The organism is Halomonas salsilacus (assembly GCF_051216275.1).
GTDB lineage: Bacteria > Pseudomonadota > Gammaproteobacteria > Pseudomonadales > Halomonadaceae > Halomonas.
Genome location: NZ_JBPKAQ010000004.1, coordinates 1 through 20,857 on the forward strand (window position 1 = coordinate 1; position 20,857 = coordinate 20,857).

At 67.0% G+C, this 20,857-nt stretch carries 18 protein-coding genes and 2 pseudogenes; 9 read left to right on the top strand and 11 right to left on the bottom strand.

Annotated features, from left to right (window positions below):
- Positions 1–358: transposase (locus ACR80S_RS07125; RefSeq protein ID WP_435402903.1), on the bottom strand; the 358-nt coding region annotated here is incomplete at its 3' end.
- Positions 359–560: 202 nt separating this feature from the next.
- On the opposite strand from ACR80S_RS07125, the pseudogene ACR80S_RS07130 reads away from it, so the two are divergent.
- The 3 genes and pseudogenes from ACR80S_RS07130 to ACR80S_RS07140 all read left to right on the top strand — a co-directional run.
- Positions 561–722 (top strand): annotated as a pseudogene (locus ACR80S_RS07130) (transposase); the annotation flags it as partial.
- Positions 723–758: 36 nt separating this feature from the next.
- Positions 759–959: pseudogene (locus ACR80S_RS07135) on the top strand (integrase core domain-containing protein); the annotation flags it as partial.
- Positions 960–1,074: 115 nt separating this feature from the next.
- Positions 1,075–2,130 (top strand): L,D-transpeptidase family protein, encoded by a 1,056-nt coding sequence (locus tag ACR80S_RS07140; protein WP_435402104.1) that lies wholly within the window; start codon positions 1,075–1,077, stop codon positions 2,128–2,130.
- A gap of 104 nt (positions 2,131–2,234) precedes the next feature.
- Here the strand turns inward: ACR80S_RS07140 and ACR80S_RS07145 are convergent, their stop codons facing one another.
- From ACR80S_RS07145 to ACR80S_RS07160, 4 genes are read right to left on the bottom strand one after another with little or no spacing between them, the layout of a single operon-like run.
- On the bottom strand, positions 2,235–2,885 hold the full coding sequence (locus ACR80S_RS07145; RefSeq protein WP_435402103.1) for a response regulator transcription factor: 651 nt from the start codon (positions 2,883–2,885) through the stop codon (positions 2,235–2,237).
- Positions 2,882–4,465: a PAS domain-containing sensor histidine kinase gene (locus ACR80S_RS07150; protein WP_435402102.1), complete on the bottom strand. Its 1,584-nt coding sequence runs from the start codon at positions 4,463–4,465 to the stop codon at positions 2,882–2,884. Before ACR80S_RS07150 ends, ACR80S_RS07145 begins: the two co-directional genes overlap by 4 nt.
- Positions 4,465–5,157 (bottom strand): 2OG-Fe(II) oxygenase, encoded by a 693-nt coding sequence (locus ACR80S_RS07155; RefSeq protein WP_435402904.1) that lies wholly within the window; start codon positions 5,155–5,157, stop codon positions 4,465–4,467. Before ACR80S_RS07155 ends, ACR80S_RS07150 begins: the two co-directional genes overlap by 1 nt.
- The gene (locus ACR80S_RS07160) at positions 5,154–5,789 is read right to left on the bottom strand and encodes a CoA pyrophosphatase (RefSeq protein ID WP_435402905.1); all 636 of its coding nucleotides are present in this window, start codon (positions 5,787–5,789) and stop codon (positions 5,154–5,156) included. Before ACR80S_RS07160 ends, ACR80S_RS07155 begins: the two co-directional genes overlap by 4 nt.
- A gap of 78 nt (positions 5,790–5,867) precedes the next feature.
- Between ACR80S_RS07160 and ACR80S_RS07165 the strand changes: the two genes are divergently transcribed.
- Positions 5,868–6,425 (top strand): NUDIX hydrolase, encoded by a 558-nt coding sequence (locus tag ACR80S_RS07165; RefSeq protein ID WP_435402099.1) that lies wholly within the window; start codon positions 5,868–5,870, stop codon positions 6,423–6,425.
- Positions 6,426–6,483: 58 nt separating this feature from the next.
- On the opposite strand, the gene ACR80S_RS07170 is transcribed toward ACR80S_RS07165, so the two are convergent.
- The gene (locus ACR80S_RS07170; protein ID WP_435402098.1) at positions 6,484–6,798 is read right to left on the bottom strand and encodes a YqfO family protein; all 315 of its coding nucleotides are present in this window, start codon (positions 6,796–6,798) and stop codon (positions 6,484–6,486) included.
- Between the two features lie 228 nt (positions 6,799–7,026).
- Between ACR80S_RS07170 and ACR80S_RS07175 the strand changes: the two genes are divergently transcribed.
- Positions 7,027–7,539, top strand: coding sequence for a fasciclin domain-containing protein (locus ACR80S_RS07175; RefSeq protein WP_435402906.1), 513 nt, complete (start codon positions 7,027–7,029; stop codon positions 7,537–7,539).
- A 267-nt stretch (positions 7,540–7,806) separates the two neighbouring features.
- Here ACR80S_RS07175 and cynS read toward each other — a convergent pair whose 3' ends face one another.
- From cynS to ACR80S_RS07195, 4 genes are read right to left on the bottom strand one after another with little or no spacing between them, the layout of a single operon-like run.
- Positions 7,807–8,247, bottom strand: a complete 441-nt coding sequence (gene cynS / locus ACR80S_RS07180) for a cyanase (protein WP_435402096.1) — start codon at positions 8,245–8,247, stop codon at positions 7,807–7,809.
- On the bottom strand, positions 8,240–9,223 hold the full coding sequence (locus ACR80S_RS07185) for an ABC transporter ATP-binding protein (protein ID WP_435402907.1): 984 nt from the start codon (positions 9,221–9,223) through the stop codon (positions 8,240–8,242). The genes cynS and ACR80S_RS07185 overlap by 8 nt, the downstream gene beginning before the upstream one ends.
- A gap of 15 nt (positions 9,224–9,238) precedes the next feature.
- Positions 9,239–10,099 carry a nitrate ABC transporter permease gene (gene ntrB, locus ACR80S_RS07190; protein ID WP_435402094.1) on the bottom strand — a complete coding sequence of 287 codons (861 nt, stop codon included), beginning with the start codon at positions 10,097–10,099 and terminating at the stop codon, positions 9,239–9,241.
- A gap of 1 nt (position 10,100) precedes the next feature.
- On the bottom strand, positions 10,101–11,522 hold the full coding sequence (locus tag ACR80S_RS07195; RefSeq protein WP_435402093.1) for a CmpA/NrtA family ABC transporter substrate-binding protein: 1,422 nt from the start codon (positions 11,520–11,522) through the stop codon (positions 10,101–10,103).
- 291 nt (positions 11,523–11,813) lie between these two features.
- Between ACR80S_RS07195 and ACR80S_RS07200 the strand changes: the two genes are divergently transcribed.
- Positions 11,814–13,742, top strand: a complete 1,929-nt coding sequence (locus tag ACR80S_RS07200) for a sigma-54 interaction domain-containing protein (protein WP_435402908.1) — start codon at positions 11,814–11,816, stop codon at positions 13,740–13,742.
- Between the two features lie 10 nt (positions 13,743–13,752).
- Here ACR80S_RS07200 and ACR80S_RS07205 read toward each other — a convergent pair whose 3' ends face one another.
- A complete protein-coding gene (locus tag ACR80S_RS07205) occupies positions 13,753–14,667 on the bottom strand; it encodes an alpha/beta fold hydrolase (protein ID WP_435402909.1) in 915 nt (304 codons plus the stop codon).
- Positions 14,668–15,048: 381 nt separating this feature from the next.
- Here ACR80S_RS07205 and ACR80S_RS07210 point away from each other — a divergent pair, with 381 nt between their 5' ends.
- Genes ACR80S_RS07210 through ACR80S_RS07220 form a run of 3 tightly spaced genes read left to right on the top strand, consistent with a single transcriptional unit; the run spans position 15,049 to position 20,829 of the window.
- Positions 15,049–16,284, top strand: coding sequence for an efflux RND transporter periplasmic adaptor subunit (locus ACR80S_RS07210; RefSeq protein ID WP_435402910.1), 1,236 nt, complete (start codon positions 15,049–15,051; stop codon positions 16,282–16,284).
- Positions 16,284–19,427 carry an efflux RND transporter permease subunit gene (locus tag ACR80S_RS07215; RefSeq protein WP_435402089.1) on the top strand — a complete coding sequence of 1,048 codons (3,144 nt, stop codon included), beginning with the start codon at positions 16,284–16,286 and terminating at the stop codon, positions 19,425–19,427. The genes ACR80S_RS07210 and ACR80S_RS07215 overlap by 1 nt, the downstream gene beginning before the upstream one ends.
- On the top strand, positions 19,420–20,829 hold the full coding sequence (locus ACR80S_RS07220; protein ID WP_435402088.1) for an efflux transporter outer membrane subunit: 1,410 nt from the start codon (positions 19,420–19,422) through the stop codon (positions 20,827–20,829). The genes ACR80S_RS07215 and ACR80S_RS07220 overlap by 8 nt, the downstream gene beginning before the upstream one ends.
- Positions 20,830–20,857: the final 28 nt, after the last annotated feature.

Below are 20,857 nucleotides of genomic sequence, written 5' to 3' on the forward strand. Positions count from 1 at the left end.
CTTGCTGCTCGAAGCGACACAGGGTGGACTGGCTGGCCAGCACGCCGTCGGTATCGACGGCGGTCTGCAGGGCGATGTCGTGACGCAGCGCATGATGGTCGTTGAGGTCCTCGTAGCCCAGCGCCAGGCCGAACACGCGCTGTCGGACCAGGGTTTCCGTGCGGTGCTGGCAGCGCTGAGGGTCGCGTTCATCGCTCAGCTGGCGAGCGATAGCGCGGGTCAGGCCCATCTCGCGATCGAGCTGACGCAGCAGCAGGATGCCGCCGTCGGAAGTGACATCGCCGCCATCGAAGCGGGCGGTGATCTGACGGCCTTTGCAGCGTGGAAAGGAAGCGGAAGGAATGGTACATTTTGTCATGGCGGCTGAGGCGGTTGGTTCTGGTGTAGTAGCTTGAATCATAACCGATTTTCAGCCGTTTTTTTCATGCCCGGTGCAATATCCGGGCTAATTGGGGCTTAACTCTCGGTAAGCCTCATAATGGAAGCATTGGAGGTGTTCATAACCAAGAAGAAGCGACGTCGGTTTTCCGATGAATTCAAGGCGGATGCGGTGAGCCCTGGTGATCGATCAGGGGTATTCCGTATCCGAGGCCGCCCGGCGCCTGGGCGTGGAGCGCAGCGTACTGGACCGCTGGTGCCGCAAGCATCGTCAGCAAGGCATCGGCAGCCTGGGGCGGCGGGAGGACGATCGCGACGCCGAGATCAAGAAACTCCGCGAGGAAGTACGTAAGCTCCACATTGAAACGGATATTTTAAAAAACTGCTGGGACAATGCCGTCATGGAGCGCTTCTTCGGCTCACTGAAAAGCGAGTGGCTGGCTGGTCAGCGCTACGGGAGCCGACAGGCAGCGAGGCGGGACGTGATCGACTAAATCGAGATGGAGTACAACAGCTGCCGACTGCACTCGACCCTGGGCTACAAGACGCCGAGGGAGATTGAATTGGCAGCTGCGGCTTGAAAATTTGTCCGCTCTGACTTGATTAGAACACATGACGGTGGCGCTCCCCGTTACACTGCATACACGATGGATATCCGAGGCCATGCGGCCGAGGTTGCCTTGACGAGGTGAATAGATGGCAATGACAAGAGATAAGCCAGGCGAGTCGGGGGTGATCCCGGCGTGGTTGGCTCTTACCATGAGCGGGCTTCTCGCCGGCATGCTGGCGCTTTCCGGCGCCGCGCTGGCCGAGGAGGAGGGCGGGTGGCTCCGTGGCCACTATCCGCTGCCGGCAGAGGGCAACGTGATCGGCGAGGCCTACACGGTGACGGTGGAGGATCACGAGCACACCTTGATGGACCTCGCCCGCGAGCACGGCGTCGGCTACGAGGAGATCATCAGCGCCAATCCCGATGTGAGCATCTGGATTCCGGGCGAGGGCACCGAGGTGACGATTCCCGGGGCCCACATTCTGCCCGACGCCGAGCGCACCGGGGTCGTGATCAACATCGCCGAGCTGCGCCTCTACTATTTTCCGAAAGTGGGCGAGGGCGAGACGGCGCGGGTCGAGACCTATCCGATCGGCATCGGCCGCGATGGCTACGACACGCCGCTGGGGGTCACCAAGACCACCATGCGCCTGGAAGACCCGGCCTGGTATCCGCCGCGCTCTATCCGCGAAGAGGCCGCCGAGCGTGGCGACCCGCCGCCGGCCGTGGTGCCGCCGGGCCCGGACAACCCGCTGGGGCGCCATGCCGTGCTGCTCGACATCCCCGGCTACCTGATCCACGGGACCAACGAGCCCGATGGCATCGGCATGCGCGCCAGCCGCGGCTGCATCCGCATGTTTCCCGAGGACATCGAGTCGGTGTTCAACAACGTACCGGTGGGCACCCAGGTCGCTATCATCGACCAGCCCATCAAGGTCGGCTGGCAGGATGGCAAGCCGTTGGTGCAGGTGTTTGAATCCCTGGAAGAGCAGGAGCACGGCATGTCGGCACTGATCGACACCATCGCTCGCCTCAACGAGGGCAATGCCAACGGCCAGGCCTTCGACTACGAGCAGCTGCGCGGCCTGCTGGACGAACCCACCGGACAGTTGGTGGCTCTCCAGCCTCCGGCCGCGCCGGAGCCCGACGAAGCGCCGACCCTTAATGGCATCTTCGAGGAGCTCGCCCTCCGCGAGGAGTAATGCGAGCGGTGTTCCAAGAAGTGATGCGAGTAGCGAACGCAGAACGGGTGCCCGAGGGCGCCCGCTCCTGTTTAAGGAGACGGCTTATGGAGGCGGCGGGCCGCTCAGTCCGCGTTGGCCGGGCCTTGGTCAGGCAGGGCCGCCACCAGCTCCAGCGCCACGCACAGCCGCACCAGCTCGGCCAGGCTCGTTGCCCCCAGCGCCTTCATGGCGCGCAGCCGGTAGACCTCCACGGTCTTGGCGCTGATGCCCAGGTGCTCGGCGATCTCGCGGCTGGTCATCCCCTCGGCCACGTGCACCAGGATCCGCTGCTCCTTGGGGCGCAGCGCCGCATAGCGCGCCTGCAGGTCGTCGTGGCGCGCGCTCTCTCGGCGGTGCTGCTGGTGCACCCGCAGCGCCTGCTGCAGGGTGTCGATCAGCTGCTGGTGATTGAATGGCTTCTCGAGGAAGTCCAGGGCGCCGGCCTTGAGGGCCGCCACCGCCATGGGCACGTCGCCGTGGCCGGTCATGAAGATCACCGGGAGATCATCTTCGCGCTCGTTCATGCGCTGCTGCACCTGCAGGCCGGAGAGGCCCGGCATGCGCACGTCGAGCAGTACGGCGTCGAGGGCGTCGGGGTCGGCGGCCAGGAAGGCCTCGCCGTCGGTGAAGGCGCGGCTGGCCAGGCCCACGGAGTCGAGCAGCCAGGCCAGCGATTCGCGCAGGGCCTCGTCGTCGTCGACGATGGCGATGCAGGCGTTCGGGGTGTCAGTCACGTGCGCCTCGAGGCAGCCAGGGGAGCGGGTTCGGCCAGCAGTGTAGCGGCAAAGGTGGCGCCGCCAGAACCGGCGGCGGGTAGCAGGCGCAGTTCACCGCCCATGGCCTCCATCAGCGAGTGGCTAATGGCGAGCCCCATGCCGAGCCCCTCCGGTCGCCCGGAGTGGAAGGGGGCAAAGATGCGCTCGGCCTCGGTGGCCGGCACGCCGGGCCCCTGATCGCTCACCGTCAGCATGACCTCGCGCCGGCCGCTCTGGCGGGCGCGCAGGCTGACCCGTTTGGCGCCCGGGTGGTCGCGGCTCGCCTCCAGGGCGTTGAGCAGCAGGTTGACCAGCACCTGCTCCAGGGCCACCGGGTCGGCAACCACCCTGGGCAGCGACTCGGGCAGGTGGTGCTCCAGGCCGATGCCGGCCTGCTGGAACTGCCACTCGCAGAGCCGGCAGGCGGCGTCGACCACCTCCAGCAGGGCGATCGGGTGTGGGCGCGTCTGCCCCTTGCGCACGAAGTCGCGGATATGGCGTAGGCGCTCGGCCAGGCGCGCCACTTGCTCGCTGATGCGCGCCAGTGGCAGGCGCAGCGCCTCGGCGGGCTGGCTCGGGTCGGCATCGAGCTTGAGCAGAGCGCCGCTGGCGTAGTTGGCGATGGCACCGAGTGGCTGGTTGAGCTCGTGGGCGATGTTGGAGGCGAACTCGCCGGTGGTGGCGAGCCGGTTGGCGTGGGCGATCTGCTCCTGGTGGCGATGGGCCTGGGCCTCGGCGGCCTTGCGCAGGCCGATATCGCGGTTGAGCAGCGATACGTGGCCGGGCTTGGTCCCCGGCCCCCGGTGGGCCATCACCACGCTGAGCACCGGCACCGGCCCGCCGGGGCCCCGCATCGCAAGCTCACCGCTCCATGAGCCGTAGCGGGACACGGCGGGCAGCACGATATCGCGCAGCTCGACCAGCGATCCTTCGTCATAGGCATCGGCCAGGCGTGCCGTGATGCCCTCCCGGGGCAGGCGCAGCAGGCGCCGTGCGGCCTCGTTGGCGTAGAACAGCCGTTCGCGTTCGTCCATGAACAGCACGTGGTCGGTGGTGGACTCCACCACCCGCGCCAGGCGCTCGCGGTTGGCCTCGGCGCTCAGGCGCCGGCCCACGTCCCGGGAGACGCAGAGGATGTCGAGCAACTCGCCGGTGTCGGGGTCGCGGCGGGTGCGGCTGGTGGTTTCGAACCACACGTAGTGGCCGTCTCGGGCGCGAAAGCGGTAGGTCTGCTGGTAGAAGCCGGCGTGGTAGTAGACCCGCGGTGACTTGTTGAGCAGGTCGGCGAGATCCGCGGGGTGGAAGAGATCATAGGCGGAGACGCCGATCAGCGCCTCGGGTTCATAGCCGAGCAGGTCCCGGGCGGCGCGGGAGGCGTAGAGGAAGGTGCCGTCCCGGGCGTGGCGGCTGATCAGGTCGGTGGTGCTCTCGGCCAGCCATTGATAGTGGTTGCGCTCGTCCTCGAGGTGCTGCGCGCGGGCCGCAAGCCGATGGTTCTCCGCCTCCAGCTCGGCGCAGCGCGCGTCGAGGCCCTCGGGCCGATTGCGTTCGTCGGCCATCAGCGGGCCGGGTCCACCTGGCCGCCCAGCGAGGCGTTGCGCCGGAACCAGCCGGCGATGCTGGCCCGCGGCAGGCGGGTCGGCAGCACTTCGTGGGGGACCGTCTCGGCGAGGAAGCAGGCAAAGGTGCCGGCGCTGGGGCATACCCTGGCCACCACGCGCTCGGGATCATCAGGGGCGTAGAGCACCATCTCGCCGCCGCCATCGGTGGGCCAGTCAGGGTTGAGGTAGCCCACGGTGGAGACCACCCGGTTGGCGCGGCCGCGAAAGCTGTCCAGGTGCCGGCGATAGAAGGCGCCGGGCGGGTAGTGGGCGAAGTGGGCCTCGTACTCGAAGAGCCCCAGGAAGAGCGTCTGGTTCAGCGCCTGCTGCACCTCTTTCATGGCCTCCAGGTAGCGGCGCTGGGCGAGGCTCTCGCGGTCGAGCCAGTGGATGGCATCACCGCGGATATCTCGACGCAGCCTAAGCTCCCTGCCGCGGCCGATACCGGCCGCCTCCAGGGCGTCGTGTTCGGCCAGGGCGCTCAGCTCGGCGTGAAGCTCGGCGCACAGGTCACCGTCGAGAACCCCTGTGCCCAGGTACCAACCCTGTTCGACCAGGGCGTCGATCAGCTGTGGCAGGGCCTCGGCGGACAGGGCGGGGGGAGGGAAGGCGCTCAGCGTCGTGGTCTCCTCGAGCGTATGGGACGTCATCGGGTGGCCTGCTGCTGGATGCGCAGCAGGCGCTCGGGAAAGTAGCAGAGGCGGCCGGGCGGTTCTCGGTCCAGGTTCACCGGGCAGCCGAATCCCTCGGCCAGCAGCTCCACCAGCATCATGGCGGAGAGGCCCCAGATCACCTGGCCGTCCACCTGGTAGTTGGGCACATAGAGGGGCCGGCCATCCATGGGGATGACGTCGGTGTGGTGGCGGCAATCCTCGAGAAAATGGCGGAGCGGTACCTCGAAGATAGCGTCCAGTTCACTGGGGTCGGCGACGAGCGGCAGGTTCGGCGGGATCAGGCCCACATAGGGCGTCACGCGCATACCGTGCAGAGAAATCACATCCGACAGCCGTCCGAGCAGCTCTACCCGGTAGGGCGGCAGGGCGATCTCCTCATGGGACTCGCGCAGGGCGGTGGTCAGCAGGTCCGGGTCGCCCGCCTCGCGCTTGCCGCCGGGGAAGGCCACCTGGCCGCTGTGGGTGTTGAGGTGGGCGGCGCGGCGAGTGAACAGCAGGGTAGGCTCGGGGCGGTCGACGATGGGCATCAGCACCGCCGCCTCCGGCAGGAGCAGGGCGGCCCGGCGGGGCCGGTGCGCTTGCAGGCGTTCTCTAAGATTCTCTAACATGGGGTATCCGTCGGGTTTGATTCCTTCTACCCGTCTCTCGAGAGTGGCGTCAAGCCCGCCAGACTGCCTGGGAGTCTCATGAATTTCTGCAGCCACTGCGGCCATACCGTGCGCTTCGCCATCCCCGAGGGGGACGACCGCCCCCGCTACCTGTGCGATGAGTGCAGCACCATCCACTACCAGAACCCGCGCATCGTCGCCGGCACCCTGCCGGTCAGCGGCACCCGGGTGCTGCTGTGCCGCCGCGCGATCGCCCCGCGCAAGGGTTACTGGACCCTGCCGGCGGGCTACATGGAGAACGCCGAGACCACCGTGGAGGCCGCCGCCCGGGAGACCCGCGAGGAGGCCTGCGCCGAGGTGGCGATCCACGGGCTCTATACCCTGATCAATCTGCCGCATATCAATCAGGTCTACATGATCTTCCGGGCCGATCTCGTCGGCGGCTTCGAGCCCGGCTCCGAGAGCCTGGAGGTGGCGCTGTTCGAGGAGCACGAGATCCCCTGGGACGAGCTCGCCTTTCCCACCATCGAGCGCACTCTGCGTCACTTCTACAGCGACCGCCACGGCGGCGACTACCCGCTGCATGTGAGCGATATCAGCCCAGAGGATCGCGAGCGCTACTTTGGGTCGGCATGATGGGCCAGTCCTGACTCGTCTACCGCACGCCGCGAGCCGCGAGCCGCGCGGCATCCCGTCATTCCAGGCTCTCCAGTTTCCAGACATCAAACGCGGGCTCCTCGTAGGGGTGGACGGCCTTGAGCGCCGCCACCGCGTCGCGGATCAGGTGATCCTCGCAGACCAGTTCCACCTTGAGTTCCTCGAGCCGCTCCAGGTCGCCGACCTGGCCGATATGCGGTTTGGCGCCGGCCAGCGGCCGGAACTGCCCGGTGCCTCGCGTTTCGAAGCAGCACGCCTCGTAGTCACCGATGCGTCCGGCGCCGGTGGCGAAGACGGCTTCCTTTACCGCCTCGGCGTCCGCCATGGGCACGAAGAAGGCCAGCTTGTACATCGCGGTTCTCCTTGAAGGGTGGCTGACGGCAGGGGGTCGAGTTTCCCGCAGTCCGTTGTGCCATGGGGCTGCATGCGGTGCCAGGAAAAAAAGTCCGTGACAGGGTGAACTTCCTGTTCAAGACATGTACAAATATATTGTCGCGTACAAGGATGCCCTCAGGCACACCCGAGCGATCCAAGGCCTTTGACTCATTGCCCGCTGGACAACTTCCCGAGGAGTGACACCATGACAAGCTTCAAGACAGCAACCCGTTGGATGGGCGCCGGCATGGCCGGCCTGATGATGGCGGGCGCCGTACACGCCGGCAGCCACTCCCACACCGAGGAGTCTCATGACATCGTCGATACCGCCATCGCCGCCGGGCAGTTCGAGACTCTGGTCGCCGCCGTCGAGGCCGCCGGCCTGGTCGACACCCTGAAGGGCGAAGGCCCGTTCACCGTCTTCGCACCGACCGATGAGGCCTTCGCTGCGCTGCCCGAAGGCACCCTGGATGAGCTGCTGTTGCCGGAGAACCAGGAGACCCTGCAGTCGATCCTGACCTACCACGTGGTGGTCGGTAAGGTGATGGCCGAAGACGCCATGGGCCTGGACAGCGCCGAGACGGTCCAGGGTCAGTCGATCACCATCACCACCATGGATGGCAGCGTGATGATCAACGATGCCACCGTGATCCAGGCCGATATCGAGACCAGCAACGGCGTGATCCACGTCATCGACGGGGTGTTGCTGCCCGAGTGATTGTCCCTCTTCGCTATTCCTCCAGTCCCTTGCTCTTGCCGTCCTTCGGGGCGGCTTTTTTGTGCGCCTCGGGCGCTGTCATTCGGACCTGATGGAACGACAGCGCCCCGGCCGATGGCCGAGGCGCTGCTTTCGCTTACTGAGCGTCTGTCATTTCCTTGGCTTCCTTCGTTCCTGCGCTGCTCAGCCCTCTGCTCCTCCTCCTACCATTCTGTTCGGCAGCGGCTGTCGCCGGGCGTTCGAGTGCGCGGTGGCGGGCCTTGCGGCCTACCAGGCCTTGTAGGGCAGGAACTTGCCGTTGAGGGTCAGCAGCACCCGGTCGCCCTTGGGGTCCTCGATCTTGTCGACCTCCATGGTAAAGTCGATGGCGCTCATGATGCCGTCGCCGAACTGCTCCTGAACCACGTCCTTGAGGGTCTCGCCGTAGACCCCCACCACCTCGTAGAGGCGATAGACAAAGGGATCCTGGGGGATCGCCTCGTCCCAGGCCTTGGTGGGGAAGGTGATCAGTGCGTCGGCCACCTCCTTGTCGACGCCAAGTACGTCGGCGATCTTGTGGGCGACATCGGCGCTGGCGCTGTTCATGCCGTAGCAGGCGGACGCCACCCACACGGGTGACATGCCCACGGCGTTGCCGATGTCGTCCCAGCTCATCTTCTTGCGGGCCTTGGCGGCGAGCAGGGTGTGGCGCATCTCGAGCTTATCCATGGTGAGTCTCCTTGGGAGTGAACTTGACCAGCTTATGGGTAGCGGAAGCGGATGAGGGAGCATCCGCGCTATCGGTATCGGTCACGGCGGGTCGGGTGGTCGAGGTGGCAGGCTCGGGCGCCGCCTCGGTGACCGGGTTGACCGCGCGGGGATAGTTCAGGCCGCGTCGGTCGATATCGGCGGTACGCAGCTCTCCCGAGCGGTTCACCAGGAAGTCGACCAGGTAGTTGCGGATCAGGTAGAAGTGCGGGTGCTTGACGATCTCGGCCCGAGCGCGCGGCCGCGGCAGGTCGATCTCCACCGCCTCGGCGATACGGGCCTGGGGGCCGTTGGTCATCAGGAAGATGCGGTCGGCCAGCAGGATCGCCTCATCCACGTCGTGGGTGATCATGAACACCGTCTGGCGGTCCTGGCTCCAGATCTTGACCAGCTCGTCCTGGATGACGCCGCGGGTCAGGGCGTCCAGTGCCCCGAAGGGCTCGTCGAGCAGCAGCAGCTCCGGCTTGGTGGCAAACGCCCGGGCGATGCTGACCCGCTGGCGCATGCCCCCCGAAAGCTGGGCCGGCTTGCGATCCTCGACGCCCTTGAGTCCCACCATCTCCAGGTACGCCAGGCTGTGTTCAGTGACCTTGGCCTCGTTCCACTCCCTCCAGCGGGCGCGGACCCCGAAGCGCACGTTCTCCAGTGCCGACAGCCACGGCAGCAGGCTGTAGTTCTGGAACACCACGCCCCGTTCCAGGCCCGGGCCATTGATCTCGCGGCCATCCATGATCATGGCGCCGTCACTCAGGCTGTCGAGCCCGGCCAGGGCGTTCATGATGGTCGACTTGCCGCAGCCGGAGTGGCCGATGATGCAGACGAACTCGCCCTTCTCGAGGCTGAAGCTGACGTTCTCGAAGACCGTCAGATCCTCCTCGCCGCGGTCGCCGGGAAAGCGCTTGGCGGCCTGTTGAACTTCCACGAAGGCATGACTCATGTCTCTCTCCCGGGGTTATTCCTGATAGGTGACCAGTCGCGCGATCGAGGACAGCGCCAGGTCAAGCAGCATGCCGACCACGCCGATCATCAGGATCGAGAAGATCACGCTGGTCAGGTCGAGGTTGTTCCACTCGTTCCACACGTAGTAGCCGATGCCGGTACCGCCCACGAGCATCTCGGCGGCGACGATCACCAGCCAAGCGATGCCGATGGAGATGCGCATGCCGGTGAGGATGGTCGGCGCGGCGGCGGGCAGGATCACCTTGAAGGCGGTCTTCATCGACGAAAGCTCGTGGGTGCGGGCCACGTTGACCCAGTCCTGGCGCACGCCGGCCACCCCGAAGGCGGTGTTGAGCAGCATCGGCCATATCGAGCAGATGAAGATCACGAAGATCGCCGAGGCCTCGGAGTCCTGGATGATGAACAGTGCCAGCGGCATCCAGGCCAGTGGCGAGATCGGTCGCAGCACCTGGATATAGGGATTCAACGCCTTGTACATCAGCGGCGACATGCCGATCAGAAAGCCGATCGGGATGGCGATCACGGCAGCCATCAGGTAGCCGGTGAGCACCCGGTAGAGCGAATAGCCCAGTTGGATGCCGATGCCCTTGTCGTTGGGGCCGGCATCATAGAAGGGATTGGAGAGCTCCTCCCAGGCGCGCACCAGAACCTCCGAGGGCGGTGGCACCTTGGCGGTCTGGTCTGCGCCGGCCATCAGCTGTTCGTACTCGCTCAGCTGGCCACCGCCACCGGCGAGGGCGGGTACCTGGTGAAGGCCCTCCCAGAGCCCCATGCCGGTGATCAGCATCAGCACGGCCAGCAGGGTGGCACGGACGTTGAGGCTGAACTTCCATTCGGTCGTCGTGCGGTCCATGTCAGCTCCTCCGGATCGCGAAGCTTTCGAGGTAGGCCTCGGGCTGGGTGTAGTCGAAGGTCTTGCCCATGATCTCGTAGTTGCGCGCGTTCTCCTCCGGCGCCTCGTAGCCCAGTTCGCGCATCACCTCTCGGGCATCGGTGGCCAGGTAGACGTCGCGGGCGATCTGCTGGTAGTCCACATGTCCCTCGATATAGCCCCAGCGCTTCATCTGGGTGAGGATCCACACCGCCATGGAGTGCCAGGGGAAGGGGTCGAAGTCGATGCGGTCGGGCACTCGTTGCACTTCGCCCAGGCCATCGGCAAAGGTGCCCGTCAAGACCTGTTCGATCACCGTCACCGGCTGGTTCAGATAGTTGGTGGGAGCGATCGCCTCGGCGATCTCCGACCGGTTGGCGGGGTCCGAGGAGTACTGGGTGGCGTCGATGATGGCGCGCAGCAGGGCGCCATAGGTGTTGGGATTCTCCCGGGCGAACTGGGCGCTGGTGGCGAAGGCGCAGCACGGGTGGCCCTCCCATATCTCCTTGGTGAGCAGGTGGATGAAGCCGATGCGCTCGTAGACGGCCCGCTGGTTGAAGGGGTCCGGCGAGAGGAACCCGTCGATGTTGCCGGCGCGCAGGTTGGCGACCATCTCGGGCGGCGGGATCACCCGGATCTGGATGTCCTGGTCGGGGTCGAGGCCGTGTTCGGCGACGTAGTAGCGCAGCAGGAAGTTGTGCATCGAGTATTCGAAGGGCACGCCGAAGGTGAAGCCCTTCCACTGCCGAGGGTCGCGCTTGTCCTGGTGGTCGTTGTGCAGCACGATCGCCTGGCCGTTGATGTTCTCCACGGCGGGCATGATGAAGTGCTCGGGGTTGGAGCCCGCGCCCAGCGTCATGGCCAGCGGCATCGGGGTCAGCATGTGGGCGGCGTCGTACTCGCGGTTGAGCGACTTGTCGCGGGCCACCGCCCAGCCGGCGGTCTTGATCACCGAGACATCCAGGCCGTAGCGCTCATAGAAGCCCATGGGATGGGCCATGATGATCGGCGTGGCGCAGGTGATCGGGACGAAGCCGACATCCAGGCGGGTCTTCTCCAGCGGGCCCAGTCCATCCTTCACCGCCGCCTTGATGGCGTCCATGGGAAACAGGCTCGCCAGTGCGGCGGCCACGGTACCGCCGCCTACCAGCTTCATGAACTGGCGGCGGTGTATGTCGCTGTGGCCGAACATGCCGCGCACCAGGGCGCTCTCTACCACCCGGTCCATCATCTCTTCCTGCTGCTGAGGGGCGGAGGCGCTTGGGGTGTCGGTATCGTCTGAGGAAGCAATCGTGGCGGCAACCTGTTTTTCATCCGTACAGGTCGTGCAGTCGCAGCCGCGTCCATGGACCAGGGATTGCCGGTGATCGAAGGGGTTGCCCAGACTGTTGTGGTCGTTGTTCATGGTAGTCTCGCTTCGCTAGTGCAGGGGAAGGCCGTCCTTGCGCCATTTCGGTGCATCGAGGCCGTCGACTGGCCACTCATGAGTAATTTTGCGAAGTCTGTGCCATGTCGGGTTATTTTCAGGATAAAGTTTAATTTTCAGTCGGTTGTGTTTTCTCTCTTCCTGAGGCTCCCTGGCGGGTAGCATGACGAGATCTCGTTAACGGCGAGATCTCGTTGAAACTTTGACGATTTCTCGTCACTGGCCCGAGGCTTGTATGGAGAGGGCATCCATCTCTGCGAGAGTGCCGACATGCTGTTGCCCGACCTTTCCCCGCCATCGCTCGTCCAGGAGGCCTTCGCCCGGGCGCCTCAGGCCCTGCTGGTGGTCGACCCCGTGGCCGACCGGCTGCTGGGCGCCAATGCGGCGGCCTGCCAGCTGCTGAGCGGCGATGCCGAGGCGCTCTCCATCGACCCCTTCAGCCATCGCCTGGGGGCCTCGCTGCCGCTGTGGGTCAGCTTCACCGACGAGGCCCTCACCCGGTCCCCCGCCTGGTCGGATGACCTGGTGGTTCTCGATCTGAAGCGCCAGCCCCACCACGTGGAGGTGCAGGCCCAGACGCTCGGCGAAGGGCGACTGCTGCTGACCCTGGTCGACCGCCAGAAGGCGGAGCAGCGCCGCGCCATGGCTGACCTGCGGCGCCAGCACCGGCGCGGGCAGGTGGGCTGGGAGCGGGTCGAGCAGGTGTTCGAACGTATCGAGCGGCAGAACCAGCTGATCCTCGGGGCGGCGGGCGAGGGCATCTACGGCCTGGACGCCGAGGGCCGTACCACCTTCGTCAACCCGGCCGCCGAGCGAATCCTCGGTTGGAGTACCGAGGATATGGTGGGCCATGATGCCCACCTGCTGTTCCACCACACCCACCCCGACGGCCGCCACTTTCCGGTGCAGCAGTGCCCGATCCACGCCTCCTTCAGCGACGGCCAGGTGCATCGGGTCGATGACGAGGTGTTCTGGCACAAAAACGGCGAGGCGATTCCAGTGGAGTACACCAGCACACCGATCTTCGAGATGGGACGGCTGGTGGGGGCCGTGGTGCTGTTCCGGGACATTTCGGAACGCCAGCACGCCGAGCGGCAGCTGCGCGATGCCCTGGCTGAGGTGGAGTCGCTCAAGCAGCGCCTGGAGCTCGAGAACCAGTACCTGCAGGAGGAGATCAAGGCCGAGATAAACCATCGCGAGATCGTCGGCGAGAGCGCAGCCGTGGCCCATCTGGTGCGCCAGATTGCGCTGGTGGCGCCCACCGATGCCAACGTGCTGATCAGCGGCGAATCGGGGACCGGCAAGGAGCTGATCGCGCGGGCCATTCACGCGGGGGGGAAGCGCGGTGGCCGGCCGCTGATCCGGGTCAACTGCGCCGCCATCCCCCGCGACCTGTTCGAGAGCGAGTTCTTCGGCCATGTGAAGGGGGCCTTTACCGGGGCGGTCAACGACCGGACCGGGCGCTTCGAACTGGCTGATGGCGGCACGCTGTTTCTCGACGAGGTCGGCGAGATTCCCCTCGAGCTGCAGGGAAAGCTGCTGCGGGTGCTTCAGGAGCAACAGTTCGAGCGGGTGGGCGACAACCGCACCCGACAGGTGGACGTGCGGGTGATCGCCGCGACCAACCGCGAGCTGCGCGAGATGGTCGCGGCGGGGGCGTTTCGCGAGGACCTCTACTTTCGTCTCAACGTCTTCCCGATCGCCTCGGTGCCGCTGCGCGAGCGCATCGAGGACGTGCCCCTGTTGGCGCGGCACTTCCTGATTCGCGCCTGCCAGAAGTTCAACAAGCCCGGGGTGCGCATTCCCCCGGCCCAGCTGGAGGTGCTCAAGCGCTATCCGTGGCCGGGCAACATCCGCGAGCTGGAGAACGTGATCGAGCGCCAGGTGATCGTGGCCCAAGGGCGCCTGCTGGCGTTCGACGACCTGAACCCGGCCTCCGGCCATGAGCTGCCGGCCCCATCGTACGCAGCCCCTGCGCCACCGCCCCGGGTTTTCCCGGAAACGGCCGAGCCCGGACTTCTGACCGAGAGCGAGCTGGTCCGCCGCCAGCGCCAGAATGCGCTGGCGGCCCTGCGCGCCTGCGGCGGCAAGGTGTCGGGGCAGGGCGGGGCCGCCGAGCGGCTGGGCATCAAGCCGACGACCCTACGCTCGCGCCTCAAGGCGTGGGCGATCGATCCCCGGGACTTCAAGACGCGATGAGCGTTGCTGCCTAACCCCTGAGCCGTGCGATCAGGCGCTTCAACCAGCCGGGGGAGGGAGCCTCCGGGGTGGCCGGCAGCAGGGTCTCCCTCGGCCGCTCGAGGAAGTCGGCGATGGGGTCGATCTGGGCGGCCCGGTCGAGCATGGGCGCGTGGCCGCAGCCGGGTACCTCCAGCGTGACCAGGCCCGGCTGGGCCTTGGCCATCTTCTCGACGCTGTCGCGGCGCAGCAGCGGGGAGTCGGCGCCGCGCACCACCATCAGCGGGCAGCGGATGGCTCGCCAGTCGGCCCAGGTGTCCCGGGGAGTATCGTGGATGAATTGCTCGCCGATGCGGGGATCGTAGTGGTAGGTCCAGCTGCCGTCGGGCAGTCGGCGCGCGCTGCCCAGCGCCAGTCGCCGCCAGGCATCGTCGCCGTCGATGCCGAAGCCGGCATAGTGGCGGCGCAGCTCGGCCTCCAGGTCGCCGAAGCGGGTGAATCGGTGGGATGATGCGAAGTAGCGGCCCAGGTCGGCCAAGCCCTGGGGGTCCAGTTCGGGACCCACGTCGTTGAGCACCAGTCGCTCTATGCGCGGGGCCGTCTCGGGGTGCGCCGCGAGCAGCATGCCGACCAGCCCCCCCATGGAGGTGCCCACCCAGGGCACGCTGTCGAGCCCGAAGTGGTCGAGCAGGGCGACGGCCAGTGACGTGTAGCGCGAGTAGAGATAGTCCTGGGCGGGAAAGAGCGGCCAGCCCGAGAGGCCCCGCCCCGGGGTGTCGGGGGCGAGCACTCGCCAGGTGGGGCCCAGCGCCCTGGCGAAGTCCTCGAAATCGCCGCCATGGCGGGCCAGGCCATGCCAGGCAACGACCGTCCTGGTCGCCTCGGGGTGCCAGATGCGCACCGCGACCTCCAGCTGTTCGATCCTTACCAGTTCCAGCGCATCCATTCCCGTTGCTCCGTTGTCGCGGTGAGTGTGGCGGTAAGCATTTGCGGCTCTCGCGGCAGCTTAGCCGCGCTGCGACCTCGGGTCGAGACGGGTAAATCTATACAAAAGTTGATCAAAGTAGTGTTTTTGTATAATATTTCAATTTAGAGCTCCACAGCCCTCTGCTTAATGATCCGTGACTCGTTTCAAGCCGTCTCTGACCCAACCCTGATTTACCGCCCTTTTCGGCCGTTTTTTTTCGCCGGCGAGCGGGCCGGGAACATAAATGTGGCTAGTATACATACATGAATGTAGCTATAATCCCGGCCTGTTTTCGACCTGCTCGCCGGCGCTTCCCCCGCCGCCGGGCTCCTGACGAGATCACCCAGAGTGGAGACTTCCATGCAATTGGCACCCCTGAAGGGGCACAGGCCCCTGACACTCCTGGCCCTGGCCGGCCTGATGGCCGTCGGGCTGTCCGCCTGCGGGCAGGACAACGATCAGGCCGTAGCGCCCGGCGGCGGTGGCGGAGACCGCCCGCCGCCCCCGGTGGTGGTGATCGGCGTGGAGCCGCGCAGCGTGGAGGTGATCGAGGAGTATGCGGCCCGCGTGCGGGGGTCCCGCGAGGTGGAGGTGCGCGCCCGGGTCGAGGGCATCCTCGAGGAGCGCCTCTACACCGAGGGTCAGGTGATCAGCGAGGGGGATGCGCTGTTTCGCATTGATCGCGAACCCTACGAGATCGAGCTCCAGCGTGCCCAGGCGGAGCGTGCTAATGCCCGCGCCGAGCTGAACCAGGCCAACCGCGAGTGGCAGCGGATCTCCACCCTGTTCAACCAGAATGCGGTCAGCGAGCGGGAGCGTGACAGCTCGCTCTCCGCCCGGGAGCTGGCCGAGGCGCGCCTGGCCCTCACCGAGGCCGGCGTGGCCAACGCCGAGCTCAATCTCAGCTACACCGAAGTGCAGGCGCCTCTGGCCGGGTTGACCGGGCTGGAGAGCTTTCCCGAGGGCAGCTTGATCGAGCGCGGCACCCTGCTGACCAGCGTGACCCAGCAGGACCCGGTCCACGTGCGCTTCTCGCTACCGGAGCGCGATGCCGCCCTGCAGCGCGCCGCGCGCCGCGCCATGAGCGATGCCCAGGCGGAGGCGCCCCGCGAGGCCTGGCTGACCCTGCCCGATGGCAGCGAGTATGAAGAACGCGGCCTGCTCGACTTCACCGACAGCACCATCGACCCGCGCACCGGCAGCGTCTCGGCCCGTGCCGTGTTCCCCAACCCGGAGGGCATGGTGGTCCCCGGCCAGTTCGTGCGGGTGAGGGTGCTGGTGCAGGAGCTCGATGACGTCTTCCTGATACCCCAGGAAGCGGTGGGCCAGGGCGCCGAGGGCCCTCGCATCTTCGTGATCGAGGATGACACCGCCCACGCGCGTGGCGTGGCGCTCGGCCCCATCGTCGACAACCGCCAGGTAGTGTTGTCGGGCCTCGAGGAGGGCGACCGCATCGTGGTCAGCGGTCAGGTCACCCTGCAGGACGGCATGGCGGTGCAGGTGAGCGTCGCGGACTCCGCCGAGGATGTCGTTGACGACAAGACGGCCGGCGAGGTGTCGCTGGACGACGAACCCGCCGCCGACGAGGAGGCGTGATGCTCAGGTTCTTCATCGATCGACCGATCTTCTCGTCGGTCATCTCCATCATCATCGTGCTGGCCGGCCTCGCCGCGCTGCGCATGCTGCCCGTGGAGCAGTACCCCGACGTGGTGCCGCCCCAGGTGGTGGTGCAGGCCGCCTACCCGGGTGCCAGTGCGGAGGTGATCGCCGAGGCGGTAGCCGCCCCCCTGGAGCAGGAGATCAACGGCGTCGACAACATGCTCTACATGGAGTCGGCCTCCACCGACTCCGGCAGCCTGCAGATCACCGTCTCCTTCGCGATGGGCACCGACCCCGACCAGGCCGCCATCAACGTCAACAACCGGGTCCAGGCCGCCACCGCGCGTCTGCCCCAGTCGGTGCGCGACCAGGGCGTGCGCGTCGAGGCGCGCTCCACCAACATCCTGATGGTACCGGTGCTGTTCTCGCCGGACGGCAGCCGCGACGTGCTGTACATGTCCAACTATGGGCTGCTCAACGTGCTCGACGAGCTGGTGCGCATCCCCGGGGTGGGTGATGCCTCGCTGTTCGGCGCACAGGACTACTCCATGCGCATCTGGCTCAGCCCCGACAAGTTGGCCCAGTATGACCTGACCCCCAACGACGTGGCCTCGGCGATCCGGGAGCAGAACGCCCAGTTCGCCGCCGGCAGCCTGGGCGCCGAGCCCTCGCCCGAGGGCCAGGCCTACACCTTCACGGTGACGACCCGCGGCCAGCTCTCCGATCCCGAAGAATTCGAATCAATCATCCTGCGCGCCGAGCAGGACGGCAGCACCCTGCGCCTGGGGGATGTAGCCCGCGCCGAGCTGGGTTCCCAGAACTACGCCTTCTCGGCTACCTACAACGGCCAGAACGCCGTGCCCATGGGCGTCTACCTGCAGCCGGGCGCCAACGCCCTGGAGACCGCCGAGGCGGTGCATGAGGCGCTGGAAGAGATGGCCGGGCGCTTTCCTGAGGGCCTCACCTACACGGTGCCCTACGACACCACCGAGTTCGTCGAGATCTCCATCCGCGAGGTGTTCATCACCCTGCTGATGGCGGTGGGCCTCGTGGTCATCGTCACCTTCCTGTTCCTGCAGCACCTGCGCGCCACCCTGATTCCGGTGGTGGCCATCCCGGTGTCGCTGATCGGCACCTTCGCCGGCATGCTCGTCTTCGGCTTCTCGGTGAACCTGCTGACGCTGTTCGGCCTGGTGCTGGCCATCGGCATCGTGGTGGACAACGCCATCATCGTGCTGGAAAACGTCGACCGGCTGATCAACGAGCAGGGCATGAAGGCCCGCGAGGCCTCCATCGAGACCATGAAGCAGGTGGCCGGCGCGGTGGTCTCCTCCACTCTGGTACTGGTGGCGGTATTCGCCCCTGTGACCTTCCTGGGTGGCCTGACCGGTGAGCTCTATCGCCAGTTCGCGGTGACCATTGCGGTCTCGGTGGTGGTCTCCGGCGTGGTGGCCCTGACCCTGACCCCGGCCATGTGCGCGCTGCTGCTGGACAAGCAGACTCACCGCGTGGCCAAGCCCTTCCAGTGGTTCAACGCCGGCTTCGACAGGCTTACCAACGGCTTCAGCTGGCTGGTGGGCAAGCTGCTGCGCCACGCGGTGATCGGCGTGGTGCTGTTCATCGGCGTGATCGCCGCGACGCTGTTCACCATGTCGCGCCTGCCCCCGGGGCTAGTGCCCCAGGAGGACCAGGGCGTGGCGCTGGTGGTCTACCAGCTGCCCCAGGTGTCGGCGCTGCCGCGTACCGAGGCGGTGCGTGATGAGGTCTCCGAGATGCTGCTGGGGATGGATGAGGTCGACGAGTTCACCTCCTTCGCCGGCTTCGACATCATCGCCGGTGCCCTACGCAGCAATACCGGGGTGGGTTTCGCCAACCTGGCCGACTGGAGTGAACGGGAAGGCCCCGGCCAGGACGCCCAGTCGCTGGCCGGGCAGATCATGGGCATGGGCGGCGGCATTCCCGAGGCGCTGGTGATCGCCTTTACCCCGCCACCGATTATGGGGCTGTCGCTGACCGGTGGCGTGGAGGGCTACCTGCAGGTGCGCGGTGACGCCACCACCCAGCAGATCGCCGACCTGGCCAATCGGCTTGCCGCCGCGGCCAATGAGCGCCCGGAGCTGACCAACGCCCGCACCACCCTAGATACCACGATCCCGCGCTATCGCGCCGAGCTGGACCGCGAGAAGGCCCGCGCCATGGGGGTGCCGGTCAACGAGGTGTTCGCCGCGATGCAGAGCACCTTCGGCTCCATGTACGTGAACGACTTCACCCTCTCGGGGCGCAACTGGCAGGTCAACCTGCAGTCAGAGGGCGAGTTCCGCAGTAAGCCCGAGGATCTCAACAAGGTCTTCGTGCGCTCCCAGGGCGGCGAGATGATCCCGCTCTCTTCGGTGGTGACCCTGACCCGCGAATCCGGAGCGGACATCTTCAACCGCTACAACGTCTACTCGGCCGCCAAGTTCCTGGCCGATGCCGCGCCGGGCTTCACCACCGGCCAGGCCAAGGACGCCATGGATCAGGTCGCCGCCGAGGTGCTGGAGGAGGGCAACGTGCAGCTGGGCTGGACCGGCGAGGCCTATCAGCTCGACGCCGCGGCCGGCGCCGGCGCCCTGGCCTTCGGGCTGGGCCTGCTGATGGTGTTCCTGATCCTGTCCGCCCAGTACGAGCGCTGGACGCTGCCGCTGGCGGTGGCCACCGCGGTGCCCTTCGGGGTGCTGGGCGCGGCGCTTGCCGCCATGCTGCGCGGCTTCCCCAACGACATCTACTTCCAGGTGGGCCTGCTGGTGCTGATCGGCCTGGCGGCCAAGAATGCCATCCTGATCGTGGAGTTCGCCGCCCAGAACCGCCGCGCCGGTATGAGCTCCACCGAGGCCGCCCTGGGCGCGGCGAGGCAGCGCTTTCGTGCCATTCTGATGACGGCCCTGACCTTCATCATTGGCACCATGCCGCTGGTGTTCGCGACCGGCGCCGGCGCCAACAGCCGCCAGGAGATCGGCACCGTGGTGGTGGGTGGCATGATCCTTGCCAGTTCCCTGGCGCTGATCTTCGTGCCGCTGGCCTACAAGGTGCTGGAAGACCTGGTGACCTGGCGCCGCGAGCGCAAGGCCAGCCGCCTGGACAAGGAGACGACCCATGCGTAAGGCACTGCCTGTCCTGCTGCTCTCCACCGCCCTGCTGGCCGGCTGCGCCGTGGGGCCCGACTATCGGGCCCCCGCGCTGGACCTGCCCGAGCAGTGGCCCGAGCACGTGTTGCTCTCCGCCGAGGCGCGGGCCGACTGGCAGCAGTGGTGGCGCCAGTTCGAGGACCCCTACCTGGACGGCCTGGTGGCGCGGGCCGTGGATGACAACCTGGAGCTGCGCCTGCAGCTGGCGCGGATCCAGGAGGCCCGCGCGAGGCTCGGGCTGGCCCGCGCCGAGCAGCTCCCCTCGGTGAGCGCCCAGGCCGAGGCGGCCCGGGAGCGCACGCCGGGAACCGTGTCGCCCTTCGGCCAGAGCACCGCCAATACCTTCTCCCTTGCCGGCGTGCTCGACTACGAGTTCGACTTCTGGGGGCGCCTGGCCCGTGAGCGGGAGGCCTCCGAGGCGCTGTTGGAGCAGAGCCTGTTCGCCCACGACGCGGTGCGCCTCAACGTGATCGTCGACGTGGTCGCCACCTACTTCGACCTGCGCAGCGCCGAGCGCCAGCTGCGCATCACCCAGGCCACCGCGGAATCCCGCGAGGAGACCTTCCGCCTCGAGCAGCTGCGCTTCGACGTGGGCGAGAGCGACGAGCTGGCGCTGCGCCAGGCGCAGTCGGAGCTGGAGTCGACCCTGGCCCAGCTGCCGGGCCAGCGCGAGCGGGTGCGGGTGCTGGAAGGCGCCCTGGCGCTGCTGGTGGGCATGAGTCCCGCGGAGCTGATGAGCGAGCTGGACTACGGTGATACCGATCTGGAGGCGATCTCCCTGCCCGACGGCGTGCCGGCGATGCTGCCCTCGGAGCTGCTCTCGCGTCGCCCCGATATCCGCTCCGCCGAGGCGGGGCTGATCGCCGCCAATGCCGGCATCGGCGTGGCCGAGGCGAGCCGCCTGCCGCGCTTCAACCTGGGGGGCCTGCTGGGCACCGCCGCCGGGGATGCCGGGGATCTCTTCACCTCGGCGGCCGGCACCTGGGGGCTTTCAGCCACGGTGATGGGGCCGCTGGTCGACTTCGGCCGCAGCACCTCGCGCATCGACACTGCCGAGGCACTGGCCGAGCAGGCCGAGGTGCAGTACCGCGCCACCGTGGCCCAGGCCTTCAACGAGGTGCGCAATGCCCTGGTCACCTATGAGGCCAGCGGCGAGCGCGTCGAGGCGATCCGCCGCCAGTTGACGGCCTTCGAGCGCACCCTGGAACTGGCGGAGGTGCGCTACCGGGAGGGCTTCGTCGGCTTCATCGAGCTGCTCGATGCCCAACGCGCCATGCTCGCCGCGGAGCTGGCGCTGTCTGAAGCGATGCGCGACCGGCTGACCGCTACCGCCACACTGTTCAAGGCGCTGGGCGGCGGCTGGCAGGTCGACGGCTGAAGGGCCGAAAGGCCCAGGGAATGAGGGC

Coding starts and splice junctions, on each gene's coding strand:
- ACR80S_RS07215 (WP_435402089.1), top strand. CDS start 16,284: ATGCTCAGGTTCTTCATCGATCGACCGATCTTCTCGTCGGTCATCTCC.
- ACR80S_RS07140 (WP_435402104.1), top strand. CDS start 1,075: ATGGCAATGACAAGAGATAAGCCAGGCGAGTCGGGGGTGATCCCGGCG.
- cynS (WP_435402096.1), bottom strand. CDS start 8,247: ATGGATAAGCTCGAGATGCGCCACACCCTGCTCGCCGCCAAGGCCCGC.
- ACR80S_RS07200 (WP_435402908.1), top strand. CDS start 11,814: ATGCTGTTGCCCGACCTTTCCCCGCCATCGCTCGTCCAGGAGGCCTTC.
- ntrB (WP_435402094.1), bottom strand. CDS start 10,099: ATGGACCGCACGACGACCGAATGGAAGTTCAGCCTCAACGTCCGTGCC.
- ACR80S_RS07165 (WP_435402099.1), top strand. CDS start 5,868: ATGAATTTCTGCAGCCACTGCGGCCATACCGTGCGCTTCGCCATCCCC.
- ACR80S_RS07220 (WP_435402088.1), top strand. CDS start 19,420: ATGCGTAAGGCACTGCCTGTCCTGCTGCTCTCCACCGCCCTGCTGGCC.
- ACR80S_RS07160 (WP_435402905.1), bottom strand. CDS start 5,789: ATGTTAGAGAATCTTAGAGAACGCCTGCAAGCGCACCGGCCCCGCCGG.
- ACR80S_RS07175 (WP_435402906.1), top strand. CDS start 7,027: ATGACAAGCTTCAAGACAGCAACCCGTTGGATGGGCGCCGGCATGGCC.
- ACR80S_RS07155 (WP_435402904.1), bottom strand. CDS start 5,157: ATGACGTCCCATACGCTCGAGGAGACCACGACGCTGAGCGCCTTCCCT.
- ACR80S_RS07185 (WP_435402907.1), bottom strand. CDS start 9,223: ATGAGTCATGCCTTCGTGGAAGTTCAACAGGCCGCCAAGCGCTTTCCC.
- ACR80S_RS07205 (WP_435402909.1), bottom strand. CDS start 14,667: ATGGATGCGCTGGAACTGGTAAGGATCGAACAGCTGGAGGTCGCGGTG.
- ACR80S_RS07195 (WP_435402093.1), bottom strand. CDS start 11,522: ATGAACAACGACCACAACAGTCTGGGCAACCCCTTCGATCACCGGCAA.
- ACR80S_RS07210 (WP_435402910.1), top strand. CDS start 15,049: ATGCAATTGGCACCCCTGAAGGGGCACAGGCCCCTGACACTCCTGGCC.
- ACR80S_RS07170 (WP_435402098.1), bottom strand. CDS start 6,798: ATGTACAAGCTGGCCTTCTTCGTGCCCATGGCGGACGCCGAGGCGGTA.
- ACR80S_RS07150 (WP_435402102.1), bottom strand. CDS start 4,465: ATGGCCGACGAACGCAATCGGCCCGAGGGCCTCGACGCGCGCTGCGCC.